The following is a 20,286-nucleotide window of genomic DNA, read 5'->3' as shown; positions in this document are numbered from 1 at the left end:
CATCGCCAAACTGGCCGCTCCGGAGATCATTCCGGGGCGGCTTCTGGCATGTTTAATTCGCTCGATAGAGGGGCATCTGTATGCTTACGAAGTCATGCGCGCTGCGCATGGTTAAACAGGGTATCGCCGCGAAGCCGCATATCTTAGTGACTCCCAATTAGAATTTTCTTTTGTTTTCTGGGACGTGTTGAAGCCGCCACGTTGATTTGTGCCCGGCAAGACGGGGTACGGGGAATGAACGAGGCAAGAGGACGTCCAAGTCCTTTCCTGACGACGAAAGAGGCGGCGGCTTATCTGCGCATCACCGTTCGCACGATGGAGAACTGGCGCTGGTCGAACAATGGACCGCAATACAGAAAACATGGCGGCACCGTCGTCTATCATGTCGATGATTTGAACGAGTATTCGACGGTCTGGAATCGCGCGCGAGGATCAGGAAATGGCGCGTGAATTTGGGGCCGATAAGGCGGGTTTCTTCGCATTTTTAATGGAACGACGGACGCATTTTCCCAATGACGGGAAAGGTAAATCATGAGCCTTCGCGCAGCACTTTGGAGCGGAATTTCTGTGATCGGAGTGGCATTGATTGGCCTTCCGGCGACCGGGGTTTTGCCGCCGCTCCTGCTTTACAATCCGAGCGAAAGTGCGCCGTTGGGATGGTATCGTGTTGAGCCTTTGAAGGTGATTTCGCGGGGTGATCTGGTTGTTTCGAACCTGCCGGAGGCGGCTTCGAGACTCGCGATCCAGAGGCGTTATCTTGCGTCAGGCATTCCTGTGATCAAGACCGTCCGGGCGCTCGAAGGGGACACGGTTTGTGCGGCTAACGGTGTGTTACTCATCAACGGTACGCCAACTGTTCGCCTGCTATCCGCAGATAGAATGGAACGTGCCCTGCCGTCTCCCTGGAGGGCCTGCAGGCAGCTTCAGGCAGGTGAGGTGCTGCTCCTTTCTGATCGCACACCAGACTCCTTTGACGGGCGGTATTTTGGAGCGGTCAGGGAGGGCGACATCATTGGCCGGGCCGTATGGATGGGTGACGCTCGGGAGAAACTTACAGAGGCGTCCATTGAGGAAACTGGGGGCAGAACGGAATGCAAGATAAAAGCTCATGGAGCCAATCAGGGTCTACACCCTTGTCTGCACATCGATTTTTATGGTTCCACAGACAGGCATGCAGCTCTGTGGTCTGATGGAGACCTCAATAACGACAACGGATTAGCATGGTTCCACGCCCTCAGTCTGACCTGTTTTCCCCCGGATGAGCCCGAATGAGTACGCCGCCGGACAATCCCTTTACCCCTAGACCTGGCAGGATTCGGTCCACCGGATCAGGGGGACGCGCAAAGACGTACTTGGCGCGGATGACGAAAGCCTTGTCGTCGGCCGGCGGCGTTCGCCGGACGGCCCTGCCCGCCCGGCCACGTATCGGTCCACGCGGCGGACAGAGGCGCGTCATCGTCAAGGCGCGGATCGTGAGGATGTCAGGATCGAGCGTGGCGGCACTGGCCGCGCATATCGGTTACATCCGCCGCGACGCAGCCCTTGAGGAGAAGGATCGTGGCAAACTTTTTGACGCCATGAGCGAAGACTCCAACGCGTCCGATCTCATCAAATCCATTACCGACGACCGGCACCATTTCCGGTTCATTGTTTCGCCCGAGGACGGCGTCGAAATGGCCGACCTCAAGCCCTCCGTTCGCGACCTGGTTTCGCAGATGGAATCCGACCTTGGCACACGGCTCGAATGGGTCGGCGCAGTCCACCATGACACGGGTCGGCCGCATGCTCACCTTGTCATCCGGGGGCGCCGTGACGATGGCTCGGACCTCGTCATGCCGCGGGCTTATATTTCTCATGGAATCCGCGAGCGTGCGGAGGACCTGGTGACACTTGAGCTTGGCCCGGAGACAAGACTTGAACAGGAACGCAAACTTCAATCGGAAGTCGCTGCAGAGCGCGTGACACGGATCGATCATTTCATTGCGCGGCAGGTCAGCCCCGAGCATGAGTTTCGGTTGAAGGATAGTCCCTCACACTATCGCACCTTGCATGCCGCACGGCTGCGGACTCTGGTACGCCTTGGGCTTGCCGAGAAGCTTGGGGCTGGACGCTGGCAGATGCGGGAGAATTTCCGCGAGGTCCTGCGTGGGCTTTCCGAGCGACACGACATCATCAAGACGATGAATCGCGCGCTCGCCGGGGGCAGCGACCGACGCCTCGATGCGGACGTCGTATTCGACAAGTCTGATCCGGATGGCCGGGGCGTGACAGGTGCGGTGCTGCAGACCGGGCTGACGGGTGAAGCGCATGATCGCGCTTATGCGATCATCGACGGGATTGATGGACGTGCCGTGTTTGTGGAGCTGGGTGTCGCGGGCGAGGCCGAGGAAGTAAAGCGCGGGGCGATCATCACCGTGTCGCCGCCAAACCTTGAGCCAAAGCCGTCGGACGTGACGATTGACCGGATCGCTCGCGCGAATGGCGGGACCTATTCGGCAGGTCTGCATCAAGCCGATGATCCGCGATCCAGTCCGGAGTTTGTCGCGGCCCATGTGCGCCGGCTGGAAGCTTTGCGGCGCGCTGGCCACGTCGAGCGGACGACCGATGCGGAGTGGAAAATTCCGCCGGACTATCTGGATCGCGCGAGAGCGTATGAGCGGGTACAAGCGCGGTTCCGGGCGGCGCAGGTGTTGGTTCGCTCGGAGCTGGGCCTGAGAGAGCAGGAAACGGCGCTGGGTGTGACTTGGCTGGACGAGGCCCCTGCCCCTTCAGGCGTGCCGCGCGGATACGGGAAAGACGTGGCTGAGGCGAAGATGAAGAGGCGGGCCTTCTTGGCGGGGATTGGACTAAAGGCTGAGGCTGGCATTGGCTTGTCTGCGACACAGAAAACAGAGCTGCTGAAGCGCGATCTTGCGCAGGCGGGAAGAATATTAAGCAAAGAGATCGGTAAGCCGTATTCGCCGGCACCGGAGCGAGGTCATGTCGACGGGACTTACCGCGAGCCAGTGACGCGGGTGAGCGGTAAGTTTGCGGTCATTGAGCGTCAGCGGGATTTTACGATTGTGCCGTGGCGGCAGGTGCTGGAACAGCGGCGCGGGATGGCGGTGTCGGGTGTTGTGCGCGGGGGGCGGATTTCGGGGGCGTTGGGGCGTGGGATTGGAGACTAATATTGGAAGGGGGGGCAGATGCAGCCTTGCGCCACCGAGTGGTGCCCCGCCCAGACGATACGGCAATACAACATATCACCCGTTAGATGACCGCTGAATTCTACATCATACCGCGTGGCCCGCAAAAGCGACATGCTGGAGCATGCCACCCGCTCACTGCTCATGAACGTCATCACCAACGGGCCCGACACAGTTTGGATTGGGACACGGCTATAACAGGAAACACACCGATCGAGAAAATTAATGCATCATTAAGCAAAATATTGCATCTTTTTGATTGTATAATGCATCGAAATACATCATCCTCGCATCAGGAGAACATGATGGAGCACTTCACAATAATCCACGCCCTATGTCGCTCGGCTCTCGCGAGCCCGACACCGGCATTGCGCAAGCAGGTCGAGCGACTGCGGGACGAATTAGCTGCTGACGGCAATACAAGGGAGGCGGCTCGCCTCGCTCAATTGCTGTCGCGCGTGGATAAGACGGTTGAAATCCTGCCCACTAAAGTTTCTCGCTCGTTTTCTGCCGGAGCCGGCGAGCCGATGACACGCTCTGTCAAACCTCCGGTCGATCGCGAGACGTCAGCAGCTCTAGCAGAGATCATCTTTGCAGAGGACATTACGGATTGCGCCCCTATTTTCTCTGAGCATATCCAATTGGCGATAGATACAACTATCGAAGAGTGGGCGCACTGGAAGGAACTGCAGGCCGTTGATATTCAGCCTGCCCAGACTTGTCTTTTATATGGAGCACCTGGAACCGGCAAAACGGAACTCGCGAAGTCGTTCGCGAAGACGCTAGGCCTGCCAATAGTCGTCGCCCGCATTGATGGGCTGATATCCTCTTTCCTTGGAACGACGGCTCGAAACATCGGCAACCTCTTCACATTCGCAAACCGGTACCAATGCGTTCTGCTTCTGGACGAATTTGATTCCATTGCGAAACTGAGAGATGACCCTCAGGAAGTGGGTGAGATCAAGCGCGTCGTGAACGCTCTCCTTCAAAATCTAGACATTCGAGGTAATCGCGGACTTACGGTTGGAATAACCAATCATCCCAATTTGCTAGACCCTGCTATTTGGCGGCGGTTTGAAATTCAATTGGAGGTACCTTCTCCATCTTTCGAAGTCCGAAAGCGTATTGCAAGCAGATTTATTACTCCGCTCGCAGTTCCCGATTCTCATCTTAGACTCATCGCGTGGTTCACCGAAGGAGCAACTGGAGCCGAAATTGAAACGCTGGTTCGCACGTACAAGAAATCTATTGCGCTCAGCGCAGGTGAACCGATCCCCTTAATTGAAATGCTTCAGCGTTTCGCGACTCTCAACAGTGCACGTATAAGCGGTGAAAGACGTGAACTGCTCTTCTCGGGCACCCCACAGATGCTGAAGGCCCTCAAGACTGAAAGTACCCTGCGCCTTTCCAACGACGAATTGGGGGAAATGGTTGGTCGAGACAAATCAACGATCAGTCGCCAATTACAGAAGTTGGACACAGGAGACGAATTAGAAGTTGTCTAGGCCGATCCAAATCATCCTCAATGACAGAGATTTTCAGACTGATCGAGACCGCGGCGGAGGAGGCCCGTCGACTGATTTCTATTGGAACAACGATGCAGGATTCAAAAGGCACAAGAGCATATTACGCGCACAGATTAACTCTATATCTGATTCGATTTCGCGCCAGGATGCCGGTTCAGTTGGAATAGTCAAAGTTGAGCTGCGCCGTCGAGCTTTGGCCAAAGGCCATCGGCCCATCCAGAAACTGTTTACACCCACTCTGTGCCCAACAATCGGGGGACAGGATTTAGGGACTATTCTAGTCAAGGCAAGACCAGCAGCTCTGCGAACGATTGCTTCGCTGGTAAACGATGCCGAAGACATCGGACAAAGTAAGTTTGACGAAGAAAAGCAAAAAGTCATCCCTGCTCCCTCACGCCTTCGCAGTGAAGTTGGAGCGATCGAAAAAGTTTCCCTATATTCGAGTGCTGATCGACGTAAGTTCGACGTTGAAACTGCTGTAATCTGGCTGGCGGACAAACGAACAGGCGGAAGTTACATCGTAGAACTCTTTGAGTATCCTCCAGCCCGCCCATTGTGGGATAGTTTGCCGCGAGATGAACAGCAACTTTATCAATCTTTTGTGTCTGGATTATCAATGCCACAGTTCAGCGGATTGGTGGCGAGCCGACTAGATTCAGCCAGGCCTCGAGCATCCAACGTTGGCATTCGGCTTTCCAACCAAGATGCCGGCCCAACGCTCGCCTTTCTTTCATCCGTATCGCAGTCGAGAACAGCCCGGGCAGCTGGTGATATTAGCCAAGATATATCAAAACATGCGATGTTATTGAAGTTCTTGGACAACCATCCGCTGGTGCGGTCAGTTGCGCTCCCACCTATAGTTCGTCGTACAGACACACCATCAGTTCATGGTCCTATCCGAAGACAGGGACTTTCTCAAACTCAGCTTTTCTTCATGCCCGAAAGAATAATCGGCCAAAAATACCCAAGAATCGGAATCGTTGACGGGGGGGTCGCGGATTGCCTCAGTGACTGGGTCTTGGATCGCTGGGATACATTGGCCGACGAAGACACAGACGTAGAACACGGCACATTTATTGGCGGCATTGTCATTGCGGGTAAATCTGCGAATTCGAACACGATCTGCGTCGAGGACGATGGCGCAGAAATCGTCGACATACGCGTTCTGCCAAGCGAGCATGTCGCTGATGCATTCCAAACCTACTATCCAAACGGCGCATTGGAGTTCTTCGACGAAATCGAAATGGCGGTGGCAGACGCCAAAGCAAAACACGGGGTGCGGATTTTCAATCTGAGCCTGAACGTAGAAAATCCGGTTGCACTAGACTCTTACAGCCTCATTGCAGAAAAGATCGATCAGGTATCCGAAGACAATGATGTTCTGTTCGTAATCTCGGCAGGGAATGCAGATGATCCTGACACTCGCCCTGAATGGAATATCGATCGCGAAATCGCCCTCGCCGATCTAGCAACTTCTAGAAACGACGGGATTTGGGTTCCCGCCGAGTCCGTCCGGTCGGTTACGGTCGCCGCGGTTAACCCACCACATTTAACTAACGTCGTAGCGGGCGCGCCCGCAAGATACTCAAGAAGAGGTCCAGGAATAAGAGCCGCAGTGAAGCCTGACGTTGCGCAAGTAGGTGGATCAGGAACGTCGTGCCCGATCAACGGGCTGGGCTTACGATCTCTCCTACCAGACGGGTCCCTGACGACGGGATGCGGTACAAGTTACGCAGCGCCGCAAGTCGCTAAGACGTTAGCACTGCTTGACCACCAGATTGAAGGAGATGTCTCCCGTGAAACACTTGTGGCTTTGCTTCTTCATAGTGCCCAACTTCCGCAAATTCTCAATCACAAATCACTTGCAACAGTAGCTCGCGACCTTGTTGGATTTGGTATCCCGGCTGATTCTCATACCATTCTGGAAGGCCAAGAAAACCAAATCACATTAGTGTTCGCAAGCCGCCTTATGCGTGAGCAACAAGTCGTGTTTGATTTCACGTGGCCGGCTTCACTGGTAGGGCCTAGCGGAAAGTGTCGCGGAGATGCGGCCTTAACATTAGTTTCCACACCCCCGTTAGACCGCCGGTACGGCGCGGAATTTGTTCGAGTTGATTTATCTGCGAGCCTCCAGCAAGAACAAATTACCTCAGATGGAACCGTCAGCTGGAAGGGACAAATGGAACCTATCTATCTACCAGGAAAAACTGATGATGACCCGATGTTTGAGGCAAAGCAAATTGAACACGTTCTAAAATGGAGTCCCGTAAAGGCTTGGAAGCTCCACATACCCAAGGGTAGAGGCAAGTCATCAAGTTGGCGGATGAAGATCAATTACCTAACACGTGCGGGCGAAGCCTTTCCCGACGAAGGGGTTCCATTTACTGCAGTCCTCACACTGAGCGATAAGAAGGGCGACGCCCCGATATTCGACGAAATGCGACAATCACTCCTTTCCCGAAATGTAAAAGTGGAAGATATTCGCACCGCGGCAAGAATCGCAACACGTACTTAATCCGATACCGACTTGCTCGCATTTAATTATCAAGAATCTCACGTCAGAGCGGAAATCGCAGTTGGACTGCTCCCCAACGTGCCCTCATTCGGGGCTGGAGTTTTTCGCTCTTCTGCTCTGAGATGCTCTGAGACCCATGTCTGGACCGGGGCGGGCTGGTTTCACTCTATGGCTGACAGGCTCCAGGCTGCATTTCTGATTCATATCCCGATTCAGCGTTCACCATTCTTGGGGATGTTTTGCAACAATGGGTTGAGCCCGCCACCGAACTGGAACATAACGGCAACAATTAGGCTGACAATTTGCAAGCAGGGCAAACATAAGTGATGAAAAGCGATCAAGATCAAGAGGTGGCTTCAAACCTGCCGGAGGCAATCATTCTGCATGACTCTCCTGCAGAGGAAGATGGCTTTGAAGGCAATGGGCATCGTCGGTCTGCAACTGCTCTGGCGGCCGCAGTCAAACAAATGGCCAATCGCGATGGTGCGATCGGATTGGAAGGAAAATGGGGCGCCGGCAAGTCAACTGTCATCAGATTCGCGGAAACAGAACTGGAAGCGTCCAATACGAAGGGACTAACGCACCACCTTATGTGCTATGATTTATGGGCACACCAATCGGACGTGTTCAAACGATCATTTCTTGAAGAACTATTGCAGTGGGCCAGTGCTCGGCGAAAGAACAATAGCAGTAAGACTCTGTTGTCGAAACAAGATGTGTCGGATTTTCAGGATCGGATACGAGACCGCGTAAAGACTGTCCGGTACGATGTTGAACGAAGGTTCTCCCTGACGGGTGCGGTACTCTTACTTTTGGCACCAATGTTTCCTGTTATCGTGACGTGGCTAAGTCCGATTGCGTTTTCTGCGGCGGTGAATGCGAAAGTTCCACCTGTCGGCTGGAAGGTTGCGGCATACATTTCGATTGCGATTTACGGACTACTTATTCTGCGGTTCGTCATTGCAAAACTCTTCCAGAAAAAGACCTGGGGGCAAGCCGCTTCTTCGACTATCTCCATATTCAGGAATCAGGTTGAAGATCGTACTGAAAAGCAGAACATACGCGAAGAGGATCCTTCCTCACTCGAGTTTCAGAAAATTTTCCGCGACATCCTTGAGAAGGCTCAGTCCAAAGACAACCGTATCGTTATTGTATTTGACAATATTGATCGACTACCTGCGGAAAGGATTGTTGGTATATGGGCTGAACTGCGATCAGTTTTTGCCATTTCGAGCCCATATGGATGCAAGCAGGAAACGTCAGTGACGGCCATTGTGCCCTACGACGCAGATTTGGTCGCTCAGGCCACAACAAAATTTGCTCCTGTTACATTCTCGGAAAATGCTGACGGAATGGTGTCACATCAACCAGATCTCGAACATCGAAGTGCGCCAGCAGCAGAACTAATCGCGAAGACATTTGATATAACTATCGGAGTTTCACCGCCCGTCTCAACGGATTGGGAAGGATTTTTCTACTCCAAGCTCAATGAGCTATTTGGCGGTGAAGAACAGACCAAGCGGTCAGTGTCGGCCTCAGCGCGATACAAGCTATTTGCACTTTTCGACGAACAATGCCGTGGGTCAAATAAGTATCCCACGCCTCGCCAAATTATCTCATTCATAAATTCCATTGGTACGTTATGGAACCAATGGAAAGGTGCGATACCCATTGAGAGCCTTGCGCTTTACAGCTTGTTTCGCACAGGAATTGAGAGCAATCCTCAATCACTCATTCGGCCAGATTCCATCCCGAACTCCTATGTCCGGATTGTCGACCAAACAGACTGGCAAAAACATCTTTCTGCTCTTGTTTTCAATGTAGATCTCGACAAGGCAGCACAGGTATTACTCGGCCCGAGCATCCGAAAAGCATTGGAAATTGCTGACGTCGGGCAACTCGATGAATATGCAAAGACAGCCATTTTCAACAATGCGGTCGTATCTCAAGTCCGGTCCATTTCAGGTTCCTGGAGTCGGGACAATGTTGACCGGTTAGCAAATGTCGCAACTGCGCTTCGTTCGCTCAATCAAGAATCTGAAGCCATAAGGCTTTGCTGGCGAGAACTGCGCATTTCGTTGGAAGACCTCAGACAAGCGGAGCCGGGTAAATTCGATAGCTATCAAGGGTTGGCACACTTCATTGGGGAGCCCTCGAACGACAATCCCAAGGAGACCGCTCGTCTTCTTACCAAGTGGAGCACGTCCAACTTTCCGAGCGGCGATGATTTGAAGCAGCAACATGGCACAGAATGGTTTGAACTCTTTGACGTGTTTGTCGAAGAACTGAATACACGCCTCACGAAAGCTGAATTACAGGAATTTGTTGCTGCAATCGAGTTCCCCAAACCGCCAAAACAAATGACTGAGTTCATGCTGGGAGTGCTGCTTGGGACGGCAGACTCGGAACTTATCGAATTCAGTGACTTCAAAGCCGACGTGGATCAGCCGGGTTTGGACAAGGGAGCAGTGAATCTATCTGTCAAACTCCCCGGAGCCATTACTCGAATTGTTTCTGCGAAATCGCCCGCCATAACGATTGATGCCACGAAACAGATTGGAGAAGCAATTGCGCAAGAGCTCCGCACCAAGCCCGATCCTTCACTGTATCTCGAGCGCTACGCGGAACTACTCCTCGCACTTAGGGATAAATATCCTGAGACGGACGGCTTAATCGGATCGCTTTGTGACGATGGAACATTGGCATGGCATCGCCATCAAGCTGAGCAGAAAGGAAAAAGCAAGACTGCGGCGCTCTACCATTTCTTAATGACGCTAACTCGTACCTCTGAACAAATTAGGAGTAACAGACCCAACCCCCACGAGATGGGTGATCTTGCCGCAGCATGGGCATCGCTTGATAAAGCAAGCGGAGAGCTCGCTACAGATGAAGAATACATAGGCTGTATTTCTAAACGTGTAGTCACCACCGGACTGATAACACGCTGGGCAGAAGAAACTTCACGCGAAGGAAATTCCGGCATATACACGAAGACCTTTTTGACCGCCTTGATGTCGGACGATGCCGTCGCCTTTGACATTGAAAAAATCGTACAGCTTTACCCTTCCCTTGCCGACATTCTATCTGACAACGACCGCAAAAAACTCCTATCGCGTCTGGCGGATTCAGCTGGGGAAATCATCGATCAGCATAGGGATGCAAAAATACTTCTCATTCCTGTTTCGCTGCTTCACGATGCCAAAGATTTTGAAGTGGGTGGGTGGAATCCGATATCCGAAGAAATCCGAAAGTATTTTTCCAATCTGGACGAATCGTCATGGAAAAATGTGCTGAACAATGATGAAGTTGCCTTGGGTCATTTAGCCTTCCAAGTGCAAGAAAACGGGTTCGATATTCCCGTTTCGTCACTTCGCCCGGCATTGCTGTCATTTTTGACAGGTGTACTTGAAGGGGAAGTGAGCGTCAAAGTCTCAGAAAAGCTTTTCAGTCACGTTCCGATGGAGATCGCCCCTGCATCGAGACAAAGAGTCAGAGACGATTTCGTCACCTCATTGGAGGAGTGCGTCGTCACCTCGCAAGGAGCCCAAGATTTTTTCCGCATCTTCCATGATTTTGCGATGACGTTGGATTTCTCCAAATCTACTGACCGGCTATTCGAAAAGCTGGTTCTTCCCCTTATTGAGAGCAGATCGGATTCCGCCCGAGGATTTCTGCAAGCGCAGGCAAAGGACCTTTCGAAAGCCCTTAGCAAGTCGTCGTCACAGACCAAGGACCAAGTAGTAAACGCTATCTCCGCTCTCGAAGATTCCGGCGAAATGATGGCTGTCGATTGGGCGGCAAAACTTAGAACTCAGTTTCAACTTCCTGCACCGAAGTCACCGCCTACAGACCCCATTTCAGCTGATTCCGAAGACGAAGCTAAGCCATAAGCATAGCCGACGACCAGAACATCCGATCTTCCAAGTCATGCCCCTCTTGCTAGGGAAGCGTTCGGTCTGGGTGCCTTTGCGACACGCGCGGAGATCGTGAATGTGTTGCGATGTGGCGGTCGATAAGCGTCCGCCTATTTAAGCGGACACATAGTTCTGACAAATCAGATCGAACCAGTGGAGTCTCGCCGAGTCTCGGTCTATGCCCGAGGCAACGACATTTGGGCGCCGCTGGATGAGAATGAAAATCGGTTATGTTGCTCACAATTGTCGACTGACCGCTTTGCAGACGAAGCAAACTCAGAGAAGTCGATTGAAGCTCTGCCGCTCGCATGCCAGGCATGGGCAAGCGTTTCAAATCTAGTCTTTCGATTATTCTCGCTCATCATTGATTGACGGGAGCGCACGCTAGTCGTCCAGTGAGAGAAACCCGCTCTAGAGGCGGGTTTCTCTGTTCTGTCTCCGGGGCTGCAAGGGGACGAACATGTCCGATCATGAACTGAAGACGATGATCAAAGCCGCAGATAAGGCCATCACCGCAGATGGACTTCGATAGCTTGATGGAATTCTATGCCGAAGATGCGACGTTGGTCGTAAAGCCAGGAATGAACGCAACCGACAAAGATCAGATGCGAACAGCTTTTGAGGCCATTGCGGAGCACCTCAAAAATCAACTGAAGGTCAGGCAGGGACGGATTGAGGTGATCGAACGTGCAGATACTGCGCTGGTCATCATGGAAACGCTTCTTGATGTCGAAGGACAAGACAAACCTATCGTTCGGGGGGCGACCTATGTTTTCCGCAGATCGGCTGAGAGCTGCTGGCTCTCTGTGGTAGATAATTCCTACGGCACATCCATACTTGATGCATGAGCACCTGGGTTAAAAAGCGAGGTGGAGTAATGTAACGGCAGCTACTCGATGTTGGAATGGAAGATAATTCCGCCCGCGGATTCTTCCCGGAACTTCCCGCTCGCCACTTGGCTGTTCCCAAACCTTCAGAATACCCCACATATTTCCCCCTATTTCCTCTCTGGAGACTGAGGCGGTGATTGGTCAGGTTCTGCGTCATGAAACATGGCACGAACCTCTTCTGGCAGATCCTCCTCGTCTTGGCTGTTGTCCTCCTGGCGCTCTGGTGCGCGACGGAATGGACGGCTTCGATGCTTGACTGGTCGCCGCGGCTGGGGGAGCCGCTCTTCGTCATCCTTGACATGCCGGTGTACGTACCCTGGGCCTTCTTCGGCTGGTGGTATTCCTTCGACGCCTATGCACCAGATGTGTTTGACCGGGGCGGGCTGATTGCCGGATCAGGCGGCGTTGCCGCCATCGTAATTGCGGTGACAGGCTCGATCCTCCGGGCACGGTGGGACAAGCGGGTCTCGACCTTCGGTTCGGCGCGCTGGGCGGAAGGCAAGGATTTGCGCAAGTCCGGACTGTTAAAGCCTGCTGGTGTGTTTCTCGGCCAGGCTGAGGGCTCTTACCTCCGCCACGATGGGCCGGATCATGTCATGGCCTTTGCGCCGACCCGCTCAGGCAAGGGTGTGGGCCTTGTTGTCCCGACGCTTCTCTCCTGGCCGCATTCGGTTCTGGTGCATGATATCAAGGGCGAGAACTGGCAGCTGACATCCGGCTGGCGCTCAGAATTCTCCCACTGTTTGCGGTTCGACCCGACCGACGTGGCCTCGGCTCATTTCAATCCCCTGATGGAAGTGCGGCGGGGTCCTTGCGAAGTTCGGGACGTCCAGAACATTGCCGACATTCTCGTGGACCCGCAGGGCAAGCTTGGCGATCTCGGCCACTGGGTCGACAAGGCGAACTCGCTACTCGTCGGCGTCATCCTGCATGTCCTTTACGCCGAGCGGGAGAAGACACTGGCGCGGGTGTCGAGTTTCCTTGCCGATCCCGACCGGACGTTCCGCACGACGCTGTCGATCATGCTCCGAACAAACCATCTTGGGACCAGCGATACGCCAAAGGTTCATCCCGTTGTTGCCGAGACGGCTCGCGAACTGATGAACCAGTCGGAAAACGAGCTTTCAGGTGTGCTTTCGACGGCGCTGCGGTTCCTGTCGCTCTATCGCGACCCGGTGATTGCGGAAGTGACTTCGCGAAGTGATTTCCGGATCGAGGACCTTGTGTCCGGCGACCGGCCACTTTCGCTCTACCTGGTCGTCCCACCCTCGGACCTCTCTCGTACAAAGCCGCTGATGCGCCTCATCCTGAACCAGGTCGGACGGCGGCTGACGGAACATCTGGAGATACGTCCTTCGGTATTCTCGCGTGGCAGATCGCTTGTGGCAAACATCCTTAGCGCTTGCGGGCTCCTTGCTCTTCAAGTGTCGGTGACTGAAGCAAAGCCCCGCCGGCGTGTCCTGTTCATGCTGGACGAGTTCCCTGCCCTCGGACGGCTCGACTTCTTCGAGAGCGCGCTCGCCTATATGGCCGGCTATGGTCTGAAAGCCTTCCTGATCGCGCAGTCGCTGAACCAGATCGAGAAGGCCTATGGTCCCTCGAATGCGATCCTCGACAATTGTCATGTCCGGGTGGCGTTCGCGACAAATGACGAGCGCACGGCGAAGCGGATTTCCGATGCACTCGGCACCAAGACCGAACAGCGGGCCATGAAGAATTATGCCGGCCACCGGCTGGCACCCTGGCTCTCGCACAAGATGGTCTCGCGCCAGGAAACCGCCCGCCAGCTTTTGACCCCCGGCGAGGTGATGCAGCTGCCTTCGGATCAGGAGCTTGTCCTTGTCGCAGGCTCACCTCCGGTGCGGGCGATGAAGCTCCGCTACTTTGAAGACCAGAACTTTACCGAACGCCTCAAAGACGCCCCTGCCTTCGCAGCCTGCATTCCGAACGCGCGGAGTAATGATTGGGGGTCCGAAGTTCGCGCGATCCATGAAGGCCTCATGCAGGCCGCAGAGCTCGAACCTGATGTGGAGGGCCTTGGGCCTCAGAAGGCGCGCGATGCGGCCGAGGATCGGGCGCGGCTCGCGTCACCTTCGAAACCTGGCAGGCCTCGGGCACAGGCGCGCAATCCCCTGCAGGCAAGCCTCTTCGATGCGCTTGTGCAGGCCGACAGCTTCGAACAGGCGACTGGCATTGATCTGACGGGGAACGGTCAATGAAGCCCCGCATCCAGCCCTATATCTCGCCAGAGAATTTTCACTGGCTCAAAGCCATGGCGAAACGCCCCGGCCTGTCAGAAAGCACTATCGTCGACGGGGCAGTGACGGCCTACCGGGCTGGCGAAGCGGAGAATCAACGCGAAGCCGCGATCAATAGACGTCTCGACCGGCTGACACGCCAGTTCGGTCGGATCGAGCGGGACAATCTCGTCCTTGCCGAAACGCTCGCGACCTTCGTGCATTATTTCCTGACGGTGACGCCGCCGGTACCTGCCAACCAGGTCGAGGCGGCCCGCGCCAAGGGCGACATGCGGTTCGACCTCTTCGTGCGGCAAGTCGCCGAGGCGCTGCGCTCCGGACAGCGCATTCTTCAGAATGCGGTGGAGGACGTGACAGCAGAAGCGACAGGTCTTGAGAGCGAGCCCGAACAGTTGGGCGAGGTGCGGATCGATGCGTGACGCACAGAGCCAGACACGAACACGCGCCATGCTGGTGACGGCATTGGGGAGCGAGATTGTTGCAGCGCTGGACGACCCCGCCGTTGTCGAAATCATGATCAATCCCGATGGCAGGCTCTGGATCGAGCGGCATGGGTCCGGCCGGACCGAGTCCGGTCTGATCGTGACTGCATGCGATGTGGAACGTGTGATCCGGCTTGTCGCCAGCCATATGGGCCGACGCGTGGATGCAGCCTCCCCTATCGTTTCGGCCGAATTGCCCATGGGCGGAGAGCGGTTCGAAGGCGTCCTGCCGCCGGTGGCGCCGGGGCCGTGTTTCTCGATCCGCAAACCTGCCGGGCGGGTGATCGCTCTGGATGAGTATGTCGCCTCCGGCGTGATGCCAGCGCATCATGCTGAAGCTTTGCGGCAAGCCGTGCTGGACCGCGAGAACATTCTCGTTGTCGGGGGCACGGGCTCCGGCAAGACAACGCTCGCCAATGCGCTCCTTGCCGAGATTGCCTTGACCGGCGACAGGCTGGTCATACTCGAAGACACACGCGAACTTGTCTCGACGGCACGCGATGCCGTCCAGCTGCGCACGCAGCCGGGATCGGTGACGCTGGCTGATCTTGTCCGCTCGACCCTTCGCCTACGCCCCGACCGGATCATTATCGGCGAAGTCCGGGGCGCTGAAGCCCTCGACATGCTGAAGGCCTGGAATACCGGCCATCCGGGCGGCATTGCCACCCTGCATGCCAATTCCGCCCATGGCGGACTCTCCCGGCTCGAACAGTTGATCGGCGAGACCTCGGCGCAGGTGCCGCATGACCTCATCGCCGAGACAATCGACTGCGTCGTCTTCATCACACGGTGCGCTGGCGCGCACCGCGTCGAGACGGTCGCCCACATGAACGGGCTCGGACGGGGCGGCTACGACCTCGTGCCCGTTCAGCCGGACCTGCAGCTCGTCCTGCCGAGCCTGCCCTTCTCCGAACCGCTTCTCTCCACTGCTCCAGAAAGGACGTAACCCAAATGAAATACAGACTGATCAAAGCCCTGAGCCTGACGGCTTTTGCCGTCGCGCTCACCTTCCCGGCTCATGCGGCTGGCTCCGGCATGCCCTGGGAAGCCCCGCTGCAATCGATCCTCGACTCCATCGAGGGGCCGGTCGCCAAGATCCTCGCGACGATCGTCATCATCCTGACCGGCCTTGGCCTTGCCTTCGGCGAGAGCGGCGGCGGCATGCGAAAGCTGTTGCAGATCGTGTTCGGCCTCTCGATCGCCTTTGCCGCGACCTCGTTCTTCCTGTCCTTCTTCTCCTTCGGCGGTGGGGCGACGCTCTGATGGCTGACAACCGCCCCCTGCCCCCCGGCTATAGCGTGCCGGTCCATCGCTCGCTCACAGTGCCGATCCTCCTCGCAGGTGCGCCAAGGCTTGCGACGATCGTCAATGGCACGCTGGCCGCCGCACTCGGCATCGGCCTGCAGCTCTGGGGCGTGGGGCTCGTCTTCTGGGTCGTGGCGCAGGGGATCTGCGTGTTCGCCGCCCGGCGCGATCCGCAATTTGCCGACGTGCTGATCCGGCACATCCGCACAAGGGGCTATTACGCATGCTGAATCTTCGTGAATACCGCGCCCGGCCGACTGCACTTGCCGATCACCTCAAATGGGCCTGCCTGATCGCGCCGGGCATCATCCTCAACAAGGATGGCAGTCTGCAGCGCACGATTGCCTATCGCGGACCCGACTTGGAAAGCTCGACACCGGAAGAGCTGGTCGCCGTCACCGCGCGGATGAACAATCTCCTCAGCCGGTTCGGCTCGGGTTGGGCGCTGCATATTGAAGCCGACCGGCGGCCACCCGTCACCTATCCGGAAAGTGTCTGGTGCGATGGTGCGGCGTGGCTGGTCGACGAAGAACGCCGTGCAGCCTTCGAAGAGCATGGACGCCACTTCGAGACGGATTGCTACCTGACGCTGACCTGGATGCCGCCGGCAGACCGGACGGCCCGGATCGAACAATTGTTCATCGAGGATCCGGCAGAGGCACCCGCTGCCTTCTGGACCGAGCATCTTGCCCATTTCGAAACCGAAACATCCCGGGCGCGCGACATGATGGCGGACCTGATGCCGGAGGCGCGGTTCCTTGATGATGATGAGACGCTGACCTACCTGCATGCCTGCATTTCGGTGACGCGGCAAACGGTACGGGCGCCGTCGCTTCCGATGTGCCTCGATGCGCTCCTGGTCGACACGCCGCTGACGGGCGGACTCTCCCCTCGTCTTGGCGAGGAGACGCTGAAAGTCCTCACCGTGAACGGGTTCCCGGCAACCGGCGAGCCGGGACTGCTCTCAGACCTCGACCAACTCGGCTTTGTCTATCGCTGGGTGACGCGGTTCCTGCCACTCGACAAGCCGGAGGCCGAGAAGACGCTCAATGCCTATGTCCGGAACTGGTTCGCCAAGCGCCGGTCGCTCACTTCCTATCTGCGAGAAATCCTCACCAATGAGCCGGCAACGCTTCTCAATACCGATGCCGACAATCAGGCAGCAGATGCTGATGAAGCGCTACAAGCCCTTGGCGCGGGTCATGTCGCGTTCGGATACTGCACGACCGCCATTGTTATCCGGCATGCAGATGCATCTGTAGCCGAAGACCAGATCCGGGCCGTCGAGCGCGTGATCCGGGGACGCGGGTTCACCTGCGTCTTCGAAAGCGTCAACGCGGTCGAAGCCTGGCTCGGCACGCTGCCGGGTGAAGCCTATGCCAATGTCCGCCAGCCGCTGCTGAATACGATCAATCTCGCCCATATGGCGCCGCTCTCCGCGCTATGGGCAGGGCCGGAGCGCAACACGCACCTGGACGGCCCACCGCTCCTGATGGCGCGCTCAGCCAGCTCCACACCGTTCCGGTTGGTTACCCATCAGGGCGATGTCGGCCACATGATGGTGGTCGGGCCGACCGGCGCCGGCAAGTCGGTGCTGCTCTCGCTGTTGGCGCTGCAGTTCCGGCGCTACGAACAAGCGCAGGTGTTCATCTTCGACAAAGGCGGGTCGGCGCGATGTGCGACGCTGGCGCTTGGCGGAACATGGTACGACCTCGGCCTCGACGGCGACCTTGCGTTCCAGCCCTTGCGGGACATTGATAGCGAAGCCGGGATCGCCGAAGCGCAGGCTTGGGTGTTGGGTCTGATTGCTCAGGAGAATGTCGCGGTCACACCAGAGGTGAAACAGGCTGTCTGGACGGCGCTGCAGAGCCTTGGCGCGGCGCCTGTTTCGCAACGCACACTGACGGGTCTCGTGGCGCTGGTACAATCTCCGGAACTCCGGCAGGCGCTGGAGCCCTACACGCTCGAAGGCCCCTACGGCGCGCTGCTCGATTCCGATGAGGACAGTCTGGCTTGTCGAGACATGCTCTGCTTCGAAATGGACGCGCTGATGCAGGACAAGCGGCTCGCCGCGCCCGTGCTTGCGCACCTGTTCACGAAGCTCGAAGCACGGTTCGGCGGCAAGCCGACGTTGCTCATTCTCGACGAGGCATGGCTGTTCCTTGATCACCCCATGTTTGCCGGACGGTTGCGCGACTGGCTGAAGACATTGCGCAAGAAGAATGTTTCGGTCGTTTTCGCGACACAGAGCCTGTCGGATATTTCTGCAAGTTCAATTGCGCCGAGCCTGATCGAAAGCGCCCCGACCCGCATTTTCCTGGCCAATTCGCGCGCGGAAGAGCCGTCGCAACAAGCAACGTACGAATCCTTCGGGCTCAATGCGCGCCAAGTCGAACTGATCGCGCGGGCGACCCCGAAGCGGGACTATTATGTTCAGTCGCCGGATGGAAATCGCCTGTTCGACCTTGATCTCGGGCCGGTGGCGCTCGCCTTCTGTACTACCGGTTCGAAGGCCGACCAGAAGCTGATTTCGGAAATCCATGCATCTGCAGGACCGGACAGCTTCGCACCAGCCTGGCTGGACGCGCGCGGGCTTCACTGGGCCGCAGACCTGATCGGGACAGAAGGAGACGTGCCATGCGCCGCCGAATGATCGCCCTTCTTCTTGGGTCAGTGTCCACGCTTGTTGGACTAGCGCCGCCTGCAAACGCTCTTCTCGGCGTCGGCGACGTCGTGATCGATCCGACGAACCTCGTTCAGAATATCGTGACCGCCACAAACACGCTCGAACAGATCAACAACCAGATCCAGCAACTCCAGCATGAGGCGCAGATGCTGGTGAACCAGGCCGAGAATCTGAAACGGCTCGATTATGCCTCAATCGAATACCTGAAACGCGTGCTCGAACGGATCGACACGCTGATGCGCGAAGCCGGTGAGGTGACTTACGAAGTCGAAGAGTCTGAGCGCCAGTATGAAGAGGCGTTCCCGGATTCCTATGGGGACCTCTCCAATGCGGAGATCGTGGTTGAGGCTGCTGACCAGTGGCGGATCAGCCGCGAAGCCTTCCGGGCGTCGATCCAGGTCCAGTCGGGGATCGTGACCTCGATTGCGGAGTCCCGTGAGACGCTGACCGATCTTGTTGGTGAGAGCCAGGCCGCGACTGGGAACCTGTCCGTGGCCCAGGCCGGCAACCAGCTGGTCGCGCTGTCCGTCGAGCAACAGATGCAGATGCAGCAATTGATGGCCGCGCAATACCGGATGGTGGCGCTCGAAGAATCCCGCCGGGCCGCCATCGAGGAACAGGCCCGCATCCGTCACAAACGCTTCCGCGGCGACGGCGTCGCCTACAGGCGGGATTAGCGCCATGGAAGACCTGGGTGTCATCGACCAGTTTGTCGCGACCTTCTCCGCCTACATCGATAGCGGGTTCGGTCTCCTGCAGCCGGATGTCGCGTTCCTGACAAGCGCGCTGATTGCCATCGACATCACGCTGGCAGGTCTGTTCTGGGCGATGGGGCCGGACACGGACATCGTGGGACGGTTCCTGAAGAAGGTGCTCTATGTCGGCGCGTTCGCGCTGATCCTCGGCAATTTTGCGCTCCTGTCGGACGTGGTGTTCACGAGTTTTGCACAGCTCGGGCTCAACGCGACCGGCGGGACGATCACCGCAGACGACATCATGAAGCCGGGCTTCGTTGCCGCGACCGGGTTCGATGCGGCCCTGCCCCTGCTCGACGAGATCGAAAAGCTCACCGGCCCGATCGCTTTCTTCCAGAACATCGTCATCATCGCGGTCCTGTTCCTTGCCTGGATCATTACGCTCCTCGCTTTCTTCTTCCTTGCGATCCAGCTCTTCGTCACCATTATCGAATTCAAGCTGACGACACTGGCCGGGTTCGTGCTGATCCCGTTCGCGCTCTGGAACAAGACCTCGTTTCTCGCCGAGAAAGTCCTTGGCAATGTCATCGCGTCCGGCATCAAGCTCATGGTGCTGGCCATCATTGTCGGCATCGGCTCGACGATCTTCTCCTCCATCACTTCGACCTTCCAGCCAGATGAGGTAACGCTCGAACAGGCCGCTTCCGTCATCCTCGGTTCGCTTGCCATGCTGGCCCTTGGCCTGTTCGGGCCTGGCATCGCCACGGGCCTTGTCTCCGGGGCACCACAACTTGGGGCTGGGGCCGCTATCGGTACAGCCGCTGGCGTGG

At 56.6% G+C, this 20,286-nt stretch carries 14 protein-coding genes and 1 pseudogene; all 15 read left to right on the top strand.

Annotated elements, in window-relative coordinates; translation table 11 throughout:
* The first annotated feature begins 234 nt into the window (after positions 1 to 234).
* Positions 235 to 450 carry a helix-turn-helix domain-containing protein gene (locus L53_RS12190; RefSeq protein ID WP_034815844.1) on the top strand — a complete coding sequence of 72 codons (216 nt, stop codon included), beginning with the start codon at positions 235 to 237 and terminating at the stop codon, positions 448 to 450.
* Between the two features lie 81 nt (positions 451 to 531).
* Positions 532 to 1,272: a S26 family signal peptidase gene (locus L53_RS12185; protein WP_051607906.1), complete on the top strand. Its 741-nt coding sequence runs from the start codon at positions 532 to 534 to the stop codon at positions 1,270 to 1,272.
* Positions 1,273 to 1,361: 89 nt separating this feature from the next.
* The gene (locus L53_RS12180) at positions 1,362 to 3,167 is read left to right on the top strand and encodes a DUF3363 domain-containing protein (RefSeq protein ID WP_051607905.1); all 1,806 of its coding nucleotides are present in this window, start codon (positions 1,362 to 1,364) and stop codon (positions 3,165 to 3,167) included.
* 323 nt (positions 3,168 to 3,490) lie between these two features.
* Positions 3,491 to 4,690: an AAA family ATPase gene (locus tag L53_RS12175; RefSeq protein ID WP_034815840.1), complete on the top strand. Its 1,200-nt coding sequence runs from the start codon at positions 3,491 to 3,493 to the stop codon at positions 4,688 to 4,690.
* Positions 4,683 to 7,226 (top strand): S8 family peptidase, encoded by a 2,544-nt coding sequence (locus tag L53_RS12170; protein ID WP_034815838.1) that lies wholly within the window; start codon positions 4,683 to 4,685, stop codon positions 7,224 to 7,226. Before L53_RS12175 ends, L53_RS12170 begins: the two co-directional genes overlap by 8 nt.
* Before the next feature lie 326 nt (positions 7,227 to 7,552).
* Positions 7,553 to 11,116: a P-loop NTPase fold protein gene (locus tag L53_RS12165; RefSeq protein ID WP_034815836.1), complete on the top strand. Its 3,564-nt coding sequence runs from the start codon at positions 7,553 to 7,555 to the stop codon at positions 11,114 to 11,116.
* Between the two features lie 484 nt (positions 11,117 to 11,600).
* Positions 11,601 to 11,988 (top strand): annotated as a pseudogene (locus tag L53_RS12160) (nuclear transport factor 2 family protein).
* Positions 11,989 to 12,185: 197 nt separating this feature from the next.
* Complete coding sequence (gene traG / locus L53_RS12155) at positions 12,186 to 14,249, top strand: IncP-type conjugal transfer protein TraG (RefSeq protein WP_051607904.1); 2,064 nt, start codon at positions 12,186 to 12,188, stop codon at positions 14,247 to 14,249.
* Positions 14,246 to 14,707, top strand: coding sequence for a hypothetical protein (locus L53_RS12150; RefSeq protein ID WP_034815833.1), 462 nt, complete (start codon positions 14,246 to 14,248; stop codon positions 14,705 to 14,707). Before traG ends, L53_RS12150 begins: the two co-directional genes overlap by 4 nt.
* Positions 14,700 to 15,716: a P-type conjugative transfer ATPase TrbB gene (trbB, locus tag L53_RS12145; protein WP_051607903.1), complete on the top strand. Its 1,017-nt coding sequence runs from the start codon at positions 14,700 to 14,702 to the stop codon at positions 15,714 to 15,716. Before L53_RS12150 ends, trbB begins: the two co-directional genes overlap by 8 nt.
* A 5-nt stretch (positions 15,717 to 15,721) precedes the next feature.
* Entirely contained in the window at positions 15,722 to 16,033 is a 312-nt protein-coding gene (locus L53_RS12140) for a TrbC/VirB2 family protein (RefSeq protein ID WP_034815832.1), read from the top strand.
* Positions 16,033 to 16,305, top strand: coding sequence for a VirB3 family type IV secretion system protein (locus L53_RS12135; protein ID WP_034815831.1), 273 nt, complete (start codon positions 16,033 to 16,035; stop codon positions 16,303 to 16,305). The genes L53_RS12140 and L53_RS12135 overlap by 1 nt, the downstream gene beginning before the upstream one ends.
* Positions 16,299 to 18,728: a conjugal transfer protein TrbE gene (gene trbE / locus L53_RS12130; RefSeq protein WP_034815830.1), complete on the top strand. Its 2,430-nt coding sequence runs from the start codon at positions 16,299 to 16,301 to the stop codon at positions 18,726 to 18,728. Before L53_RS12135 ends, trbE begins: the two co-directional genes overlap by 7 nt.
* Positions 18,713 to 19,438: a P-type conjugative transfer protein TrbJ gene (gene trbJ, locus L53_RS12125; RefSeq protein ID WP_034815828.1), complete on the top strand. Its 726-nt coding sequence runs from the start codon at positions 18,713 to 18,715 to the stop codon at positions 19,436 to 19,438. Before trbE ends, trbJ begins: the two co-directional genes overlap by 16 nt.
* A gap of 4 nt (positions 19,439 to 19,442) precedes the next feature.
* The coding region (gene trbL, locus L53_RS12120; protein ID WP_034815827.1) for a P-type conjugative transfer protein TrbL at positions 19,443 to 20,286 on the top strand (844 nt) is incomplete at its 3' end.

Origin of the sequence: Hyphomonas sp. L-53-1-40, assembly GCF_000682775.1 — a bacterium.
Lineage (GTDB): Bacteria > Pseudomonadota > Alphaproteobacteria > Caulobacterales > Hyphomonadaceae > Hyphomonas.
Note: the sequence above shows the minus strand (reverse complement) of the source record. Positions and strands in the feature narration are given on the sequence as shown.

Coding starts and splice junctions, on each gene's coding strand:
- L53_RS12150 (WP_034815833.1), top strand. CDS start 14,246: ATGAAGCCCCGCATCCAGCCCTATATCTCGCCAGAGAATTTTCACTGG.
- L53_RS12190 (WP_034815844.1), top strand. CDS start 235: ATGAACGAGGCAAGAGGACGTCCAAGTCCTTTCCTGACGACGAAAGAG.
- L53_RS12140 (WP_034815832.1), top strand. CDS start 15,722: ATGAAATACAGACTGATCAAAGCCCTGAGCCTGACGGCTTTTGCCGTC.
- trbJ (WP_034815828.1), top strand. CDS start 18,713: ATGCGCCGCCGAATGATCGCCCTTCTTCTTGGGTCAGTGTCCACGCTT.
- L53_RS12135 (WP_034815831.1), top strand. CDS start 16,033: ATGGCTGACAACCGCCCCCTGCCCCCCGGCTATAGCGTGCCGGTCCAT.
- trbE (WP_034815830.1), top strand. CDS start 16,299: ATGCTGAATCTTCGTGAATACCGCGCCCGGCCGACTGCACTTGCCGAT.
- traG (WP_051607904.1), top strand. CDS start 12,186: ATGAAACATGGCACGAACCTCTTCTGGCAGATCCTCCTCGTCTTGGCT.
- L53_RS12180 (WP_051607905.1), top strand. CDS start 1,362: ATGACGAAAGCCTTGTCGTCGGCCGGCGGCGTTCGCCGGACGGCCCTG.
- trbB (WP_051607903.1), top strand. CDS start 14,700: ATGCGTGACGCACAGAGCCAGACACGAACACGCGCCATGCTGGTGACG.
- L53_RS12185 (WP_051607906.1), top strand. CDS start 532: ATGAGCCTTCGCGCAGCACTTTGGAGCGGAATTTCTGTGATCGGAGTG.
- L53_RS12175 (WP_034815840.1), top strand. CDS start 3,491: ATGGAGCACTTCACAATAATCCACGCCCTATGTCGCTCGGCTCTCGCG.
- L53_RS12165 (WP_034815836.1), top strand. CDS start 7,553: ATGAAAAGCGATCAAGATCAAGAGGTGGCTTCAAACCTGCCGGAGGCA.